At 66.6% G+C, this 16334-nt stretch carries 16 protein-coding genes; 11 read left to right on the forward strand and 5 right to left on the reverse strand.

The window, feature by feature from the left end:
- Window positions 1-291: 291 nt before the first annotated feature.
- A complete protein-coding gene (locus DIE23_RS09240) occupies window positions 292-1626 on the reverse strand; it encodes an NAD(P)/FAD-dependent oxidoreductase (RefSeq protein ID WP_124611830.1) in 1335 nt (444 codons plus the stop codon).
- 280 nt (window positions 1627-1906) lie between these two features.
- Entirely contained in the window at window positions 1907-4660 is a 2754-nt protein-coding gene (gene polA / locus DIE23_RS09245; RefSeq protein ID WP_124611831.1) for a DNA polymerase I, read from the reverse strand.
- 1 nt (window position 4661) lies between these two features.
- On the opposite strand from polA, the gene DIE23_RS09250 reads away from it, so the two are divergent.
- A complete protein-coding gene (locus DIE23_RS09250; RefSeq protein ID WP_124611832.1) occupies window positions 4662-5420 on the forward strand; it encodes a TIGR00730 family Rossman fold protein in 759 nt (252 codons plus the stop codon).
- 392 nt (window positions 5421-5812) lie between these two features.
- The gene (locus tag DIE23_RS09255; RefSeq protein WP_124611833.1) at window positions 5813-6112 is read left to right on the forward strand and encodes a hypothetical protein; all 300 of its coding nucleotides are present in this window, start codon (window positions 5813-5815) and stop codon (window positions 6110-6112) included.
- A 114-nt stretch (window positions 6113-6226) separates the two neighbouring features.
- On the opposite strand, the gene DIE23_RS09260 is transcribed toward DIE23_RS09255, so the two are convergent.
- Window positions 6227-7753 carry an AMP nucleosidase gene (locus DIE23_RS09260; RefSeq protein WP_124611834.1) on the reverse strand — a complete coding sequence of 509 codons (1527 nt, stop codon included), beginning with the start codon at window positions 7751-7753 and terminating at the stop codon, window positions 6227-6229.
- Between the two features lie 140 nt (window positions 7754-7893).
- On the opposite strand from DIE23_RS09260, the gene DIE23_RS09265 reads away from it, so the two are divergent.
- The 5 genes from DIE23_RS09265 to DIE23_RS09285 all read left to right on the forward strand — a co-directional run bounded on the left by DIE23_RS09265 (window position 7894) and on the right by DIE23_RS09285 (window position 11389).
- Entirely contained in the window at window positions 7894-8301 is a 408-nt protein-coding gene (locus DIE23_RS09265) for a hypothetical protein (protein ID WP_124611835.1), read from the forward strand.
- Window positions 8302-8407: 106 nt separating this feature from the next.
- Window positions 8408-9406, forward strand: a complete 999-nt coding sequence (locus DIE23_RS09270; RefSeq protein WP_124611836.1) for a homoserine kinase — start codon at window positions 8408-8410, stop codon at window positions 9404-9406.
- Entirely contained in the window at window positions 9397-10206 is an 810-nt protein-coding gene (locus DIE23_RS09275) for a BPSS1780 family membrane protein (protein WP_124611837.1), read from the forward strand. The genes DIE23_RS09270 and DIE23_RS09275 overlap by 10 nt, the downstream gene beginning before the upstream one ends.
- Window positions 10207-10361: 155 nt before the next feature.
- Window positions 10362-10814 (forward strand): MarR family winged helix-turn-helix transcriptional regulator, encoded by a 453-nt coding sequence (locus DIE23_RS09280; RefSeq protein ID WP_124611838.1) that lies wholly within the window; start codon window positions 10362-10364, stop codon window positions 10812-10814.
- 155 nt (window positions 10815-10969) lie between these two features.
- Window positions 10970-11389, forward strand: a complete 420-nt coding sequence (locus DIE23_RS09285) for an organic hydroperoxide resistance protein (RefSeq protein ID WP_124611839.1) — start codon at window positions 10970-10972, stop codon at window positions 11387-11389.
- 119 nt (window positions 11390-11508) lie between these two features.
- On the opposite strand, the gene DIE23_RS09290 is transcribed toward DIE23_RS09285, so the two are convergent.
- Both DIE23_RS09290 and DIE23_RS09295 read right to left on the reverse strand, forming a co-directional pair.
- Window positions 11509-11685 carry a DUF3563 family protein gene (locus DIE23_RS09290; RefSeq protein WP_006753395.1) on the reverse strand — a complete coding sequence of 59 codons (177 nt, stop codon included), beginning with the start codon at window positions 11683-11685 and terminating at the stop codon, window positions 11509-11511.
- A gap of 81 nt (window positions 11686-11766) precedes the next feature.
- Entirely contained in the window at window positions 11767-12876 is a 1110-nt protein-coding gene (locus DIE23_RS09295; RefSeq protein ID WP_124611840.1) for a PHB depolymerase family esterase, read from the reverse strand.
- A gap of 248 nt (window positions 12877-13124) precedes the next feature.
- On the opposite strand from DIE23_RS09295, the gene DIE23_RS09300 reads away from it, so the two are divergent.
- The 4 genes from DIE23_RS09300 to DIE23_RS09315 all read left to right on the forward strand — a co-directional run bounded on the left by DIE23_RS09300 (window position 13125) and on the right by DIE23_RS09315 (window position 16256).
- Window positions 13125-13826: a phosphatase PAP2 family protein gene (locus DIE23_RS09300; protein ID WP_124611841.1), complete on the forward strand. Its 702-nt coding sequence runs from the start codon at window positions 13125-13127 to the stop codon at window positions 13824-13826.
- A gap of 136 nt (window positions 13827-13962) precedes the next feature.
- The gene (gene modA / locus DIE23_RS09305; RefSeq protein WP_124611842.1) at window positions 13963-14760 is read left to right on the forward strand and encodes a molybdate ABC transporter substrate-binding protein; all 798 of its coding nucleotides are present in this window, start codon (window positions 13963-13965) and stop codon (window positions 14758-14760) included.
- Window positions 14761-14770: 10 nt separating this feature from the next.
- A complete protein-coding gene (gene modB / locus DIE23_RS09310; protein WP_124611865.1) occupies window positions 14771-15448 on the forward strand; it encodes a molybdate ABC transporter permease subunit in 678 nt (225 codons plus the stop codon).
- A 106-nt stretch (window positions 15449-15554) separates the two neighbouring features.
- Window positions 15555-16256: an ATP-binding cassette domain-containing protein gene (locus DIE23_RS09315; protein WP_124611843.1), complete on the forward strand. Its 702-nt coding sequence runs from the start codon at window positions 15555-15557 to the stop codon at window positions 16254-16256.
- Window positions 16257-16334: the final 78 nt, after the last annotated feature.

Consider the following 16334-nt stretch of genomic DNA (forward strand, 5'->3'; position numbering starts at 1 on the left):
CCCAATAATCCGTTGTCGCGTCAACTGTCGGAAGTGTAAGACTCGATTACGACGATGTAATCCAGTGGCATCCGTAACGGTATCGATGACGCGGACCGGCCCGGCAAGTCCATCCGCGGCCTGCACGCGGCGAGCGCCACCGCGCGATCGAAGGCTTGCGGATTGACACGGAACGACGCGCAATAAACAGGCCCGGTGGGCCAATCCGCGGTCGAACGGCATCCGAAACGACAACGGGCAGGGAACCCGTCCGATGCGGGTTCCCTGCCCGTTCAATGCACGAACGTGCGGTCAGTGCAGCTTGACGCGCGGCAGCGTCGTGCGGCGCAGCCAATGCGCGACCGTATCGAGCATCATGCGCGGATAGCCGTGCAGCGCCGCGACGTGCAGCCGGTACAGCGACATGTACATGAAGCGCGCGAACAGCCCTTCGATCAGCATGTTGCCGCCGATCAGCCCGCCCATCAGGTTGCCGACCGCGCTGAAGTGGCCAAGCGACACGAGCGAACCGAAATCGCGATACGTGAACTCGGGCAGCGGGCGCCCGTCGAGCCGGCAGCCGATCGCCTTCAGCAGGAAGCTCGCCTGCTGGTGCGCCGCCTGCGCGCGCGGAGGTACGTTGCGCTCGTTGCCGGGCCATACGCAGGCCGCGCAATCGCCGAGCGCGAATACGTTGTCGTCGGTGAAGGTCTGCAGCGTGCGGCGCACGTCGAGCTGGCCGAGCTTGTTGACCTGCAGGCCGTCGAGATTCGACAGCACGGACGGCGCCTTGATGCCGGCCGCCCACACCGTGAGATCCGCACGCACCGTCTTGCCGCTCGCGGTATGCACGACACCCGGCGCGACCTCGGTCACGCGCTCGGCGAGCATCAGTCGTACGCCGAGCTTTTCGAGCAGCTCGGCCGTTGCGGTCGAGACGCGCTCCTGCAGCGCAGGCAGAATCCGCGGCCCCGATTCGATCAGCACGATGCCGACGTCGTGCTGCGGGTCGAGCTTGTGCAACCCATAGACGGACAGCACCTGCGCGGTGTTGCGCAGCTCGGCGGACAACTCGACGCCCGTCGCGCCACCGCCGACGATCACGACCTGGATGCGCGGCTCGGCCGTCGCCCCCGGCGCGGGCTGCGCCGGCGCCTGGTGCTCGGCACGCATGCACGCGGCGATCAAGCGCTTGCGGAAGCGCTCGGCCTCGCCGACCGTATCGAGCGCGATCGCGTTTTCGGCCGCGCCCTGCACGCCGAAGAAGTGCGTCGTGCTGCCGATCGCGATCACGAGCGTGTCGTATTCCAGGTCGCGCGCCGGCAGCAGTTCCGCGCCGTCGCTGTCGTTGACGGGCGACAGTGTGATGCGCTTCGCCGCGCGGTCGAGCGCGGTCAGTTCGCCCTGCTGAAACTCGAAGCCATGCCAGCGCGCCTGCGCGGCGTATTCGAGTTCCTGCGTGAACGGGTCCATGCTGCCGGCCGCGACCTCGTGCAGCAATGGCTTCCAGATGTGGGTCGGATTGCGGTCGACGAGCGTGACAAGCGCACGTGCGGGACGATTGCCGCGCGCGCCGTAACGGTCGCCGAGCCGCGTCGCCAGTTCCAGGCCGCCCGCGCCGCCGCCTACGATGATGATCCGATGCATCCGATTCCCCCTTTGCGATTCGAAACTTCTGCCGCCGGACGATTCAGACGCGATGCGTTCGCGCCGTCCGCTGGATTAACCGGTTCGGACATCATCGATGTGCAGTTCGAAACACTTCGATGCGTCCGATCCTGGAACGCGGGGCACGCTGCCCCCGCGACAATGACCTGACTGACTTGCATTGTCCGGGAGCTTGCGCGTTGACCACAAGCAAACCATCTCGATATTCAGCATCCCTGCAACAATATGCCGCAGGAAACGGGAATCGAGCGGGGGTGCGTCAGTGTGCCTCTTCCCAGTTCGCGCCGGCGCCCACTTCAGCGACCAGCGGCACCTTCAGCTTCGCCACACCGCACATCATTTCCGGCAGTTTCTCGCGCACGAGCGACAGTTCGTCGTCGGGCACCTCGAGCACCAGTTCATCGTGAACCTGCATGATCATCCGCGACGCGAGCCGGTCGCGCGTGAGCCAGTCGTCCACCGCGATCATCGACAGCTTGATCAGGTCGGCCGCCGTGCCCTGCATCGGTGCATTGATGGCCGCGCGTTCAGCGGCCTGACGGCGCGGGCCGTTGCCGCCGTTGATCTCCGGCAGCCACAGGCGGCGGCCGAAAACGGTTTCAACGTAGCCCTTCTCCTTCGCCACCGCGCGCGTGTCTTCCATGTACTGCGCAACGCCCGGGTAGCGCGCGAAATAACGGTCGATATACAGCTTCGCCGCATCGCGCGTGATGCCGAGGTTCGACGCGAGGCCGAACGCGCTCATCCCGTAGATGAGCCCGAAGTTGATCACCTTCGCAATCCGGCGCTGGTCGGAGTTGACCTCCAGCGGCGTCACGCCGAACACTTCGGCGGCGGTTGCACGGTGGATGTCCTCGCCCTGCGAGAACGCGCGCAGCAGCGACGCGTCGCCGGAAATGTGCGCCATGATCCGCAGTTCGATCTGCGAATAGTCGGCCGAGACGATGCGGTGACCCGGCGATGCGATGAACGCCTCGCGGATCCGCCGGCCTTCGGCCGTGCGCACCGGAATGTTCTGAAGATTGGGATCGTTCGACGCGAGACGGCCCGTGACCGCGACCGCCTGCGCATAGTTCGTGTGCACGCGGCCCGTTGCGGGATTCACCATGCGCGGCAGTTTGTCGGTATAGGTCGACTTCAGCTTCGACAGCCCGCGATGCTCGAGCAACAGCTTCGGCAGCGGGTAATCCTCGGCCAGCTTCTGCAACACTTCTTCGTCGGTCGACGGTGCGCCGCTCGGCGTCTTCTTCACGACGGGCAACTGCAGCTTCTCGAAGAAGATCTGCCCGATCTGCTTCGGCGAGCCGAGATTGAACTCGCCGCCCGCCAGTTCGTACGCTTGGCCCTCGAGCTCGATGAGCCGCGTCGCGATCTCGCTGCTTTGCGCCTGCAGGCGTGCGTCGTCGATCAGCACGCCGGTGCGCTCCATCTTGCGCAGCACGAGCGACACCGGCATCTCGATCTCGCGGTACACGCGCTCGAGGCCCGGCTCGCGCGCGACCTGCGGATACAGCACCTGATGAAGCTGCAGCGTGATGTCCGCATCTTCGGCCGCATACGCGGCAGCCTGCTCGAGCGCCACTTCGTCGAAGCCGATCTGCTTGGCGCCCTTGCCGGCCACGTCTTCGTACTTGATCGTCTTGACGCCCAGATGACGCAGCGCGAGGCTGTCCATGTCGTGCGTGCGGTGCGATTCGAGCACGTACGATTCGAGCAGCGTGTCGTGCTCGATGCCGTTCAGCGCGATGTCGTAGTTCGCGAGCACCTGCGCATCGTACTTCAGGTGCTGCCCCACCTTCTTGCGATCGGCCGATTCGAGCCACGGCTTCAGGCGCGCGAGCACGTCGTCGATCGGCAACTGCTCGGGCAGGTCGGGGCCGCGATGCGCGACCGGAAGATACGCGGCCTTGCCCGGCTCGACCGAGAACGACAGGCCGACGAGCCGCGCGATCATCGGATCGAGCGACGTGGTTTCAGTGTCGAACGCGGTCAGCGCGGCCGCATCGATCTTCGCGAACCATGCGTCGAACTGTTCCCAGGTCTGGATCGTGTCGTATTCGCGGACGATGTCCGCCGCGACCACTTGTGCCGGCTCGCCTTCCGGCGCATCGGCGCCGCCGTTTTCGGCGGGCGCGCTGTCGACTTCGCGCAGCCACGTCTTGAAGCCGTAGCGCGCGAAGATATCGCGCAGCAGGTCGCGTGCTTCGCCGTCGCTCTTCAGCGACGCTTCGATCGATTCGAGATGCGGTGCGAGATCGCAAGCGGTATCGACGGTCACGAGCTTGCGGCCGAGCGGCAGGAAGTCGAGCGCGCGGCGCAGGTTGTCGCCGACCACCCCCTTGATCTCGCCTGCGTGTTCGATCACGCCGTCGAGGCTGTCGTATTGCGACAGCCACTTCACGGCCGTCTTCGGTCCGCACTTCTCCACGCCCGGCACGTTGTCGACGGTGTCGCCGATCAGCGCGAGGTAGTCGATGATCCGTTCCGGCGGCACGCCGAATTTCGCGATCACGCCGTCGCGGTCGAGCGTCTCGTTCGTCATCGTGTTGACGAGCGTGACGTGAGCGGTGACGAGCTGCGCGAGGTCCTTGTCGCCGGTCGACACGATCACGTTCATGCCGTGCTGCTCGGCTTCGCGCGCGAGCGTACCGATCACGTCGTCGGCCTCGACGCCCTCGACCATCAGCAGCGGCCAGCCGAGCGCACGCACCGCGCCGTGAATCGGCTCGACCTGCAGTGCAAGATCGGGCGGCATGGACGGGCGGTTTGCCTTATAGTCGGCATAAAGGTCGTCGCGGAACGTCTTGCCCTTTGCATCGAACACGCAAGCGCTATACTCTGCACTGACTTCCTTGCGCATACGGCGCAGCATGTTGATGATTCCGTAGAGCGCTCCGGTCGGCTCCCCGCCAGGGCCACGCAAATCAGGCATCGCATGGTAAGCCCGATACAGATAGCTCGAACCGTCAACCAATAGCAGGGTCTTACCTTCCAGATTTCGTTCTTCAGGCATTATGAACAAGAGAAAAGTGATTCCGAGTCTGCGTTCGCTCGCAGATCAAGAACGCGCGACGGCCAAGAAGGCGCGCGCATCGTGGCAGATGTTCACGATTATGGCAGAGTTTATCGAGGCGACCGAGTACCTGTCGGAGATCCGCCCGGCCGTCAGCATCTACGGTTCTGCCCGTCTCAAGCCCGATACGCCGCACTACAAGCTCGCGGTGCAGATCGCACGCAAGCTGTCCGACGCCGGCTTCGCCGTGATCTCCGGCGGCGGCCCCGGCATCATGGAAGCCGCGAACAAGGGTGCGCACGCCGGCAAGGCGCCGTCGGTCGGCCTGAACATCGAGTTGCCGCATGAGCAGGCTGGCAACCACTATCAGGACATCTCGCTGCGCTTCCGCCACTTCTTCACGCGCAAGGTCACGTTCGTGAAGAACTCCGACGCGGTGATCGTGATGCCGGGCGGCTTCGGCACGCTCGACGAACTGTCCGAAGTGCTCACGCTGATCCAGACAAAGAAGTCGCGCCTCGTGCCGATCATTCTCGTCGGCAGCACGTTCTGGCAGGGGCTGCTGCAATGGTTCCGCGACCAGTTGATCCCGAACGGCCTCATCAATCCGGAAGACATGGACCTGATGCAGGTGATCGACGATCCCGACCAGGTGCTCGACGCCGTGCTCGCGTTCTACGAGGACAGCGGCGAGGAAGAAGGCCCGGACGGCGACGGCCAGCCGCCGCGGCCCGAAGAAGACCGCATGTTCTATCTGTAATTCGATCGGTGTCGATGGCCGGCCTCTCGGCCGGCATCCCGCTTCCCGCGCGGCAGGCATGGCGATTCCGCCACCTGCCGCGCGACATTTTGTAACGCCGCATTAATCGCGCTGCGCGGCCGCGCGCCGCGAATGTCAAATCCGGGTGGCCTGTGCCGCGCAATGCGGGCGCCACGTTCCGCGCGTGTGGCCAGCCATTGTCAAATTGCGCCGCCCGCCACGCGCCCGCTACATCTGCCGGGCGCCAATCCACCGTTACAAATGCGCCTCGCATTTTTCGCGGTTCGCCAGCACACTGCATCTCGTCGGCGCGGCGTCCCCCCGGTGGAACGATCCCCCTCGCGTCCATCGCGTCGCGCCGGCATTTTGACAACGACACCACGGAAAACAACATGAAACGCTCGCTGATCGCCCTCGCCTTCACCGGCCTCGGTCTTTCGCTGTCCGGTCTCGCCCACGCCGTCAACGTCGACGTCAACATCGGCACGCCCGCGCCGGTCGTCGTCGCGCCTGCGCCCGTCGTCGTTGCGCCGGCACCCGCAGTGATCGTCGGCTGGCACGGAGACCGCTACTGGGACGGGCGCCGTTACTGGGAACGCCGCGAGTGGGAAGACCACCAGCGCTATCGTGGGCACGAAGGCCGCGGCGGCTATCACTGCCCGCCGGGACACGCGAAGAAGGGTGAGTGCTGAGCATCTGAACGACCAGCCGATCGGCCCGCGCACTGACATGTAAAGAAAAAGGCCGCACGCGAACGAAGGTTCGCGTGCGGCCTTTGTCGTTGGGCGTGCGGCTGCGCTGTCGCGTTACTGGAACGCGACTTCCGCAAAGCTCCGCAGTTTCCGACTATGCAGCTTGTCGAGCCCGTTCGTGCGCAGGATCTCCATCGCCTTCACGCCGATCTGCAGATGCTGGTCGACCTGCCCGCGATAGAACGTGTCGGCCATGCCCGGCAGCTTCAGCTCGCCGTGCAGCGGCTTGTCCGATACGCACAGCAACGTGCCGTACGGCACGCGGAAACGGAACCCGTTCGCGGCGATCGTCGCGCTTTCCATGTCGAGCGCAATCGCGCGGCTTTGCGACAGCCGCTGCACGGGCTCGCGGTGATCGCGCAGTTCCCAGTTGCGGTTGTCGACGCTCGCGACCGTGCCCGTGCGCATCACACGCTTCAGTTCGGCGCCTTCGAGCCGGGTGACTTCGGCCACGCCGCGCTCGAGCGCGAGCTGCACTTCGGCGAGCGCCGGGATCGGCACCCACAGCGGCAGGTCCGCATCCAGCACGTGATCCTCGCGCACGTAACCGTGCGCGAGTACGTAGTCGCCGAGGCGCTGCGTGTTGCGCAAGCCCGCGCAGTGACCGAGCATCACCCACGCATGCGGACGCAGCACCGCGATGTGATCGGTGATCGTCTTCGCGTTCGACGGACCAACACCGATGTTGACCATCGTGATCCCGCTGCCGTCCGCGCGCTTCAGGTGATACGCGGGCATCTGCGGCAGCCGCGGCGGCGCGGCGCCTTCGGCCGGCTCGCTGCCGAGGTTCGCGTTGTACGTGATGACGTCGCCCGGCTCGACGAACGCGCTGTACTGGCTGCGGTACTCGCGCACGGCGGGATCGGTGCTTTCCGTCATCAGCGTGCGGCCGAGCTTCACGAATTCGTCGATATAGAACTGATAGTTCGTGTAGAGCACGTAGTTCTGGAAGTGCGTGGGCGACGTCGCCGTGTAGTGACGCAGCCGGTGCAGCGAGAAGTCGACCCGCGCGGCGGTAAACAGCGCGAGCGGATGCGGCTCGCCGGGCGCCGGCTCGAACGTGCCGTTGACGATGCGATCGTCGAGGTACGACAGGTCGGGGGTGTCGAAGATGTCGCGCATCGCGAGCAGGCGGTCGCGGTCGAGCTCGCCTTCAAGGTGGATGCCTTCGGGAAACGCGAAGTGGACCGGAATCGGCTGCGACGAGACGCCGATCTCGATCTTCACATGGTGGTTCTTCGACAGCAGGCGCAGTTGCTCGCGATAGTAGTTCGCGAACAGGTCGGGACGCGTGACCGTCGTCTCGAACACGCCGGGGCCCGCGACGAAACCGTACGAACGGCGCGAATCGACGTGCGTGTTGACGTCGGTACGAATCCGCACGAACGGGTAGCACGCACGCACGTGCTCGGTGATCGGTTCGTGGCGGCGATAACGCGCGAAGGCATCGCGCAGGAAGCCCGTATTGATGTCGTAGATGGCCGACAGCCGCGCGACCGCGGCAACGGAATCGTCGAATGCCTCGACGGGCGGGCTCTCGGGTGTCAGCACCCGATGCCGGCGGCTCAAGTCGTTCTTCATTTTCATCACCTCGTCTGATCGAACGACATTACCACGGAACCCGGTCACGCTCATGGCCACCCGCTTGCACGCCGCTTGCACGCGAGGGCCGGGCCGCGCGCAGTATTTGCTAAAATCGGAAGGTTCACTGGAGACTCATCATGAAGCCGCTCATTCTCGTCGCCGCTGCCGCCGTGTTTGCTGGCACGTTTGCCGCTGCCGGCGCCGCTCACGCCGCCGGCGGCACGCCCGACGCCGACGCGCAGGCCCGGGCCGAGGCCAACGAAGCCGCCGGCCTGCCCGATCTCCGCAAGATCAACCGGCCGGGCGCCGAAGTCACGTCGAAAGTCGACTTCGCCAACATCCGCCGCACGCCGAGCTTCCATGAAAAGAGCAAGAACGGCACCGAGGTCACCGAATATCGCGATCGCGGCAAGCCGGTCGAAATCGACGTGAAGTCGAACTTCGGCACGCGCTACCAGATGAGCTCGACGCTCGACACGTCGCCGAAACCGCACGACGCGGGCGTCCCGATCACGCGCCTGCCGTCGGTCAACCTGCGCTACTGATTTCCCGCCACGCCGCGTCGTTCCCGACGCGGCGCGCCGGCTCCCCCTTCACCCCTGTCGCGCTGCACGCCAAGCGCGTGCCGACAACTGACCAGACGCATCCCGCATGGCCGTTTTCACCGCTGTTTCCGACTCCGATCTCGCGCAATGGATGCGCCACTACGAACTGGGCGACGTGCTGGCGTTCCGCGGCATTCCGTCCGGCATCGAGAACAGCAACTTCTTCCTGACGACGACGCGCGGCGAGTACGTCCTGACGATCTTCGAAAAGCTGACGGCGGAACAGCTGCCGTTCTACCTGGACCTGATGCGCCATCTGGCGAGCCACGGCGTGCCGGTGCCGGATCCGATCCCGCGCGACGACGGCGCGCTGTTCGGCGAACTGCACGGCAAGCCGGCGGCGATCGTCACGAAGCTCGACGGCGCCGCCGAACTCGCGCCGGGGGTCGAACACTGCATCGAGGTCGGACAGATGCTAGCGCGCCTGCATCTCGCGGGGCGCGACTATGCACGCCACCAGCCGAACCTGCGCAGCCTGCCATGGTGGCAGGAGAACGTGCCGGCGATCGTCCCGTTCATTTCCGACGCGCAGCGCACGCTGCTCGAGGACGAACTCGCGCATCAAGCCGCGTTCTTCGCGTCCGACGACTACGCGGCGCTGCCGAGCGGCCCGTGCCACTGCGACCTGTTCCGCGACAACGTGCTGTTCGCGCACGCGGCGCCCGGCACCGGTCATGACGTACGGCTCGGCGGCTTCTTCGATTTCTATTTCGCGGGCTGCGACAAATGGCTGTTCGACGTCGCGGTGACCGTCAACGACTGGTGCGTCGACCTCGCGACGGGCGTGCTCGACGTCGCGCGCGCGGACGCGCTGGTGCGCGCGTACCAGACGGTCCGGCCGTTCACGGCCGAGGAGCGCCGCCACTGGAGCGACATGCTGCGCGCGGGCGCGTACCGCTTCTGGGTGTCGCGCCTGTACGACTTCTACCTGCCGCGCGCCGCCGAAATGCTCAAACCGCACGACCCCGGTCATTTCGAACGCATCCTGCGTGAACGTATCGCCCACACGCCCGCGCTTCCCGAGACCCATACCGCATGCAACTGATCGAAGTACCCGCGAAAGCGGGCTATGTCTGGTTCCGTCAAGGCATCTGGCTGTTCCGCCGGAACCCGCTCGCGTTCATCACGCTGTTTTTCACGTACCTGCTGGCGATCACGCTGGTGTCGATGGTGCCGGTGATCGGCGCGGCGCTGCCGCTGCTGTTCATCCCCGGCATCGCCGTCGGCTTCATGGCCGCGTGCCGCGACACGGTAGCCGGCAAGCCGGTGATGCCGACGATCCTCATCGACGGCTTCCGCTCGTACGGCTCCGCGACGACGCAGCGGCTGCTCGTGCTCGGCGTGGTCTATGTCGCACTGATGGTGCTGGTGTTCGCCGCGTCGTCGCTCGTGGACGGCGGCGGGCTGCTCCAGATGATGCTGGGCGCGACGAACGACGCGAGCCCGACGCCGGAAACGCTCGCCGCGCAGGGCACGCTCGGCGCGCTGCTGCTGGCGACGCTGCTCTATGCACCGGTCTCGATGCTGTTCTGGTTCGCGCCGGTGCTCACCGCGTGGCACGACATCCCGCCCGCCAAGGCGCTGTTCTTCAGCATCGTCAGCTGCTGGCGCAATCGCGGCGCATTCGTCGTGTACGGGCTGCTGTGGTTCGGCGTCGCGATCGGCACGTCGTTCGGCCTGTCGCTGCTGCTGCAGGCGCTTGGCGCCGGCGCCTATGTGCTGACGATCATGATGCCGGTGACGATCATCATCGTCACGATGATGTACTGCTCGTTCTACGCGACTTATCGCGGCTGCTTCGGCGTGCAGGAACCGGGCGCCGCGACGCCCACGTCCGGCCGCTGACGCCGACTCGGCCGGCGCACGCCGCCGGCCGGCCATCCCCTTCCCCGCCAGCCCGGCGCCCGATCCTCCGCGCCCCGCCCCTGTTCAATCGAATCTTTTGCGCGCAAAATAATTTGCGTGCAAATCGTTAGCGCGTCCGCCGCGCCGCCCGAATCATGGACCGCCTGCCCCCGCTTCCCCAGACGCTCGACGAGCAATTGTGCTTCGCGCTCTACTCGACTTCGCATGCGATGACGAAGGCGTACAAGCCGCTGCTCGACAAGCTGTCGCTGACCTATCCCCAATATCTGGCGATGCTCGTGCTGTGGGAGCGCGACGACATCGCGGTGAAGGACATCGCCGCCCGCCTCGACCTCGACCCGGCCACCGTCACGCCGTTGCTGAAGCGGCTCGAGGCGCTCGGCTACGTCGAACGCGCGCGCAGCGCGACCGACGAGCGCGTCGTGAACGTGCGCGTGACGGCGGAAGGCCGCGCGCTGAAGGACAAGGCGCGCTCGGTACCCGCCGATCTCTTTTGCGCGATGCAGCAAACGCCCGAGTTCCTGGTCAGGTTGCGCGCGGATCTCCAGCAGTTGCGCAACGCGCTGTCGGCCGCCAACGAAGGCTGACGAACCCGCGATCGCAAACAGGCCCGGCACTGCCGGGCTTTTTCTTCAAAATTTCATTTGCACACAAATCATTTGTGTTCTATATTTTCTTCGTGGCCGGCGACAACCCGTCCGACCGGACCGCTTCCTCCCATTCTTCCGACAGGAGCTGCACCATGAACATTCTGTACAAGACCAGCGCCACGAGCACGGGCGGCCGCGATGGCCGCGCGGTATCCGCCGACAACAGGCTGGAAGTGAAGCTGGCCGCGCCGCGTGAGCTCGGCGGCACGGGCGCGGAAGGTACGAACCCGGAGCAGCTGTTCGCCGCAGGTTACTCGGCCTGTTTCCTCAGCGCGATGAAATTCGTCGCCGGCCAGAACAAGCAGGCGCTGCCGGCCGACACGCAGGTGACCGCGGAAGTGGGCATCGGCCCGAACGACGCAGGCGGCTTCGGGCTCGATATCGAACTGCGCGTATCGCTGCCGGGACTCGACAAGGCCGACGGACAGGCGCTGGTCGACAAGGCACACCACGTGTGCCCGTACTCGAACGCGACCCGCAACAACGTGCCGGTGCGCCTGACGGTCGTTTGACGCGACGCGCCGCGCCCGCACGGCGCCGAATGCAAAAAGGGCGTGTGCGGCTGCTTGCCGCACACGCCCTTTTGCGTGATTCGCCGGACCGGCTGACGCGCCGGCCCGCGCTGCGCTGCTTAACGCGAGCCGAACGAGAACGGACGGTTCATCGCCGCTTCGCGATCGATCTTGCGCATGCGGAATTCGAGATCGTAGATGTCGGTTGCTTCGGACAGGTACGCGTCGGCGCGCTCTTTCGCGGCCTTTTCAGCGTTCTTGGTCAGCATCAGGAAGAGGTGGCTCAGCAGGTACATGTTCGATCTCGCAATCCAAAGGTTCTTTGACTAGGGTTTTCCCGAATTATAGGGAAAACCCTAGGCTTTGGCTAGCGTCGATCAGACGGTGCGTCGTTCGGTCGCCACAGTGCGACGATTCTCTTCGAAAAAGGACCAGATCATCGCACTTGCGTCGGGGCCGACCGCCGCATGAAACGGCACCGCTTCGTCGCCGCCGGCCCATTCATGGGCGAGCCCTTTCACGTGACAGAGCCGGACGATCGACTCGCCGTCGCGACGGACGTCGGTGATCTGCACGCCTGCCTCGCGCGTCTCCACACGCTCGCCGCCGCGCAGTGCGCCGCGGCTGTCCGCGAGCCCGTTCAGGCGCATGAACTGCACCGTGAGCTGGTCGGCATTCTTCGGCGCGACGACATGGTCGCCGTCGCCCTGCACGATCAGCGCGGGCATGCCCGGATGCGCGCCGGCGTCGACCAGCGTGTCGACCACCGCGGCCGGGTTCTGCCGCAGGCCGCGCCGCATCACGTCCATCGCGCTGATCCCGGAATTCGCCTCGCCGAGCGCGGGGCCCGAGTGCAGCGCCACCGCCGCGAAGCGGTCCGGATGGTGCAGCGCGAGCAGCGCCGCCAGGCCCGCGCCGGCCGACAGCCCGGCGACATAGACGCGCGATGCGTCGAAGCCGTGCTCGTCGACGAGCGCATCGACGAGCGACGCGACCGTATCCGCCTCGCCGCGGCCCGCGCGATCGGTGTCTTCGTACCAGTGCCAGCAGCCATGCGCATGGGCGCGCAGCGACTGCTCGGGGTACAGCACAGCGAAGCCGTACTTGTCGGCCAGCAGGTTCATCCGGGTGCCCTGCGCGAACTCGTCGACCGATTGCTGGCAGCCGTGCAGCATCACCACGAGCGGTATCGCGCCGCGCCTGCGGCCGGACGGGACGTACAACCCGTAGGCGAGCTGCTGGACCAGGCGGCCGAGCGCGGGCGCCATTGGATGCTCGCCGCGCGTCCACTCGCCGCCCGCCCATGCAGCCGCGCGCGGCCGCACGCGCGACTCGCGCGGCGGGGACAGATCGGTAGCGGCACTCGACGCCGCAGCCTCGAGCGTATCGCGCGCGATTCGCTGGGCGTCGCGCGTCGCACGTTTGGCGGCCGGAGACAGCACACGTTTCATGCCGCCCAGCCATACCTTTGTCAGACTTTTGGTCATCGATCAGGCTCGCAGTCAGGAAAAATAGGGATATAACATTGGGTGCATCGTTCGACTTTGTGCAATGCACCATAACATTGTTTATGGGATTTTTCCTGCACGCGGATAGTTCCCCGCGGGGCAAAAAACGGGCCTCGAGCACACGCGGCGCTATACTGGGGTTTGGCCGCTTGTATCCGTTGTAGTCGTTCTTTCCGGCTCGCGCGTTGATTTGAGCATTCGTCCCGCCTCTGCTCGTTCCCCTCCCGATGTTCGACCTGCCCTCTCACCTGTGGATCACGATCACCTCGTTCGGTGGCGCCGGCCTGACCTTGCCGCTCGCGATCACGATCGCCGTGTGGCTGGCCCTCGGTTACTCGTGGCAGCGCGCGGCCGCGTGGCTCGGGGTGCTCGCGGCCGCGATCGGGGTCGTCGCGCTTACGAAGATCGCGTTCCTCGGCTGGGGCATCGGCATCCGCGCGTGGGACTTCACGGGATTCAGCGGCCACGCGATGCTGTCGACGTCGGTCTATCCCGTCGCGATCTTCCTCGCGCTGGTCCGCACGCGCATGCCGGTGCGGATCGCCGGCATCGCGCTCGGGCTCGCGGCCGGCATCGCGGTCGGCGTGTCGCGCGTCGCGCTCGACGCACATTCGCCGTCGGAATCGATCACCGGCTGCATCGTCGGCGCGATCGCCGCACTGGCGTTCATCGCCGGCTCGTGGCGCGCGGTGCCGCACCGCTGGTCGGTGCCGGCGGTCGTCGTGAGCCTCGCGCTCGTCACCGTCGCGCTGCACGGCATCACGGTGCCGTCGCACCGCTGGGTGACCAAGGTCGCGCTGGAGCTGTCGGGTCACGAGCGGCCGTTCGTCCGCGCCCGCTGGAAAGCCAATCCGAACTACCGGCCGGCATCGCAGCCGTCGTCGCTGCACCGCACCGGCGGGTCGCCGCCGAGGTTGCTGCACGCGTGACGGGCCGCGCTCACGTCATTCCCGTCACCTTTCAAGTCTGAAGATTTCATGCGCGCCGTCGCATGAACGGTATGTCGAGCGTTATAACCCGCCCTATATTACGATTACAGCTTTCAACCATTCAAACGACCCGACCATGCGCTCGACCGTCCGCCCGCTCCGCCGCACCCTGCTCTGCCTGCTGCCGCTCGCCGCGCTTGCCGCGGGCATCGCGTTCAGCGCACCGGCTTCCGCCGCCGACGAGCTGGTCGTGTCGGCGGCCGCGAGCCTGACGAATGCGTTCAAGGCAGTCGGCGATGCGTATCAGAAGCAGCATCCGGACACCAAGGTGCTGTTCAACTTCGGCGCGTCGGACGTGCTGATGCAGCAGATCGCCAAGGGCGCGCCGGCCGACGTGTTCGCATCGGCCGACCAGAAGGCGATGGATCGCGCTGTGAGTGAAAAGGTCGTCGTGCCCGGCACGCGCCGCGATTTCGCGGCGAACTCGCTCGTGCTGATCGTGCCGGCGGACAGCCACGCGGCCGCGCCGACATCGCTGAACGACCTGACGGCGCCCGGCGTGAAGCGCATCGCGTACGGCGACCCGGCGTCGGTACCGGTCGGCCGCTACACCGAAGGCGCACTGCGTGCGGCAGGCGTGTGGGACGCCGTCAGCGCGAAGGGCGTGCTGGCCGCCAACGTGCGCCAGAGCCTCGATTACGTCGCGCGCGGCGAAGTCGACGCGGGCTTCGTGTTCGGCACCGACGCGGCGATCATGCCGGGCCGCGTGAAGGTCGCGCTGACCGTGCCGACGCAGACGGCCATCACCTATCCGATCGCCGTGGTCAAGGACAGCCGCCATTCCGTGCAGGCGCAATCGTTCATCGACTTCGTCGCGTCGCCGCAGGGCCAGGCGGTGCTGGCGACGTTCGGCTTCAAGCCCGCGGGCAAGTGAGCGCAGCATGATGCAGGACGCCTGGGTACCGCTGCTGTTGTCGCTGAAGGTTGCCGGCTGGGCGACCGCGCTCGACATCGTGCTCGGCGTCGCCGCCGCCTTCGCGCTCGCGCGCTGGCGCTCGCCGATGCGCGACGTGGTCGATTCGCTGCTGACGCTGCCGCTCGTACTGCCGCCGACAGTGCTCGGCTATTACCTGCTCGTGCTGCTCGGCCGGCGCGGCGTGTTCGGCGCGTGGCTCGACACGCTCGGCATCGAACTCGTCTTCACGTGGCAGGGCGCGGTGATCGCGTCGATGGTCGTCGCGTTCCCGCTGATCCTGAAATCGGCGCGCACCGCGTTCGAAAGCGTCGATCCGCATCTCGAGCGCGCGGCACGCACGCTCGGGCTCGGCGAAGCCGCGGTGTTCTTCCGCGTGACGCTGCCGCTCGCCACGCGCGGCATCCTGGCCGGTGCGCTGCTTGCCTTCGCGCGCGCGCTCGGCGAATTCGGCGCGACGCTGATGATCGCCGGCAACCTGCCCGGCCGCACGCAGACGCTGTCGGTCGCGATCTATGCGGCGGTGCAGGCGGGCGACGACAGCACGGCCAACTTCCTCGTGCTGGTGACGTCGATCACCTGTGTGCTCGTGCTGCTCGCGACCGGCTGGCTCGTGCCGTCGCGCGCCGGGCGGAGCCAGCTGACATGACGCGCCGGCCGCATCCGTACCGCTGCGCCGCACCGGTCGCGGCAAAACGCCTTCCCGTCGCGCGGGCGGTTTCCCGCACGCGCGGCGCGGCACGACGGAGGCCCGCATGAGCGTCGCCGTCGATATCCGCAAGACCTACGCGAACGCCGAACGCCGCTTCACGCTCGACGTGTCGTTCACGGCCAACACGCAGCGCGTCGTGCTGTTCGGGCCGTCCGGCGCGGGCAAGAGCATGACGCTGCTGGCCATCGCCGGCCTGCTGTCGCCCGACGAAGGCACGATCACGCTGAACGGCGAAACGCTATTCGATTCCGCGCGCGGCATCGACGTGCCGACCCGGGCGCGCCGCGTCGCGTACCTGTTCCAGGACTATGCGCTGTTTCCGCACCTGAACGTGCGCCAGAACATCGCGTTCGGGCTCACGCCCGGCCTGCGCAACCCGCGTGCGAAGTCTGTGCCGCCCGAAGTCGCGTACTGGCTGCAGGCGTTCGAACTCGACACGCTCGCCGGGCAATTCCCGTCGCAGCTGTCGGGCGGACAGAAGCAGCGCGTCGCGCTTGCCCGCGCGCTGGTCGCGCGACCGCACATCCTGCTGCTCGACGAGCCGTTCGCGGCGCTCGACGGCGCGATGCGCCAGCGCATGCGCCACGAACTCGCCGAACTGCAGGCGCGGCTCGATATCCCGATGGTGCTCATCTCGCACGACCCCGACGACGTCGCCGCGTTCGGCGACCAGGTCGTGCAACTGAACGAAGGACGCGTGCAGGCCGCAACGTCGCACGCCGAGTGGCCGACGCGCGTCACGTGATCGCGCGAAGGCGGTGGCCCTCGCGGCCATGTTGGAGCCTGAGAGAAGCCGTACGGGCGGCACAAGCTGGAACAAGCT

It is taken from the genome of Burkholderia sp. Bp9143, from assembly GCF_003853645.1.
Taxonomy (GTDB): Bacteria; Pseudomonadota; Gammaproteobacteria; order Burkholderiales; family Burkholderiaceae; genus Burkholderia.

Bases quoted from the DNA above. Each gene is read 5' to 3' on its own strand.
- DIE23_RS09280 (WP_124611838.1), top strand. From the start codon at position 10,362: ATGGACCGCCTGCCCCCGCTTCCCCAGACGCTCGACGAGCAATTGTGC.
- DIE23_RS09315 (WP_124611843.1), top strand. From the start codon at position 15,555: ATGAGCGTCGCCGTCGATATCCGCAAGACCTACGCGAACGCCGAACGC.
- DIE23_RS09285 (WP_124611839.1), top strand. From the start codon at position 10,970: ATGAACATTCTGTACAAGACCAGCGCCACGAGCACGGGCGGCCGCGAT.
- DIE23_RS09250 (WP_124611832.1), top strand. From the start codon at position 4,662: ATGAACAAGAGAAAAGTGATTCCGAGTCTGCGTTCGCTCGCAGATCAA.
- DIE23_RS09290 (WP_006753395.1), bottom strand. From the start codon at position 11,685: ATGTACCTGCTGAGCCACCTCTTCCTGATGCTGACCAAGAACGCTGAA.
- DIE23_RS09255 (WP_124611833.1), top strand. From the start codon at position 5,813: ATGAAACGCTCGCTGATCGCCCTCGCCTTCACCGGCCTCGGTCTTTCG.
- polA (WP_124611831.1), bottom strand. From the start codon at position 4,660: ATGCCTGAAGAACGAAATCTGGAAGGTAAGACCCTGCTATTGGTTGAC.
- modB (WP_124611865.1), top strand. From the start codon at position 14,771: ATGCAGGACGCCTGGGTACCGCTGCTGTTGTCGCTGAAGGTTGCCGGC.
- modA (WP_124611842.1), top strand. From the start codon at position 13,963: ATGCGCTCGACCGTCCGCCCGCTCCGCCGCACCCTGCTCTGCCTGCTG.
- DIE23_RS09265 (WP_124611835.1), top strand. From the start codon at position 7,894: ATGAAGCCGCTCATTCTCGTCGCCGCTGCCGCCGTGTTTGCTGGCACG.
- DIE23_RS09295 (WP_124611840.1), bottom strand. From the start codon at position 12,876: ATGACCAAAAGTCTGACAAAGGTATGGCTGGGCGGCATGAAACGTGTG.
- DIE23_RS09275 (WP_124611837.1), top strand. From the start codon at position 9,397: ATGCAACTGATCGAAGTACCCGCGAAAGCGGGCTATGTCTGGTTCCGT.
- DIE23_RS09260 (WP_124611834.1), bottom strand. From the start codon at position 7,753: ATGAAGAACGACTTGAGCCGCCGGCATCGGGTGCTGACACCCGAGAGC.
- DIE23_RS09270 (WP_124611836.1), top strand. From the start codon at position 8,408: ATGGCCGTTTTCACCGCTGTTTCCGACTCCGATCTCGCGCAATGGATG.
- DIE23_RS09300 (WP_124611841.1), top strand. From the start codon at position 13,125: ATGTTCGACCTGCCCTCTCACCTGTGGATCACGATCACCTCGTTCGGT.
- DIE23_RS09240 (WP_124611830.1), bottom strand. From the start codon at position 1,626: ATGCATCGGATCATCATCGTAGGCGGCGGCGCGGGCGGCCTGGAACTG.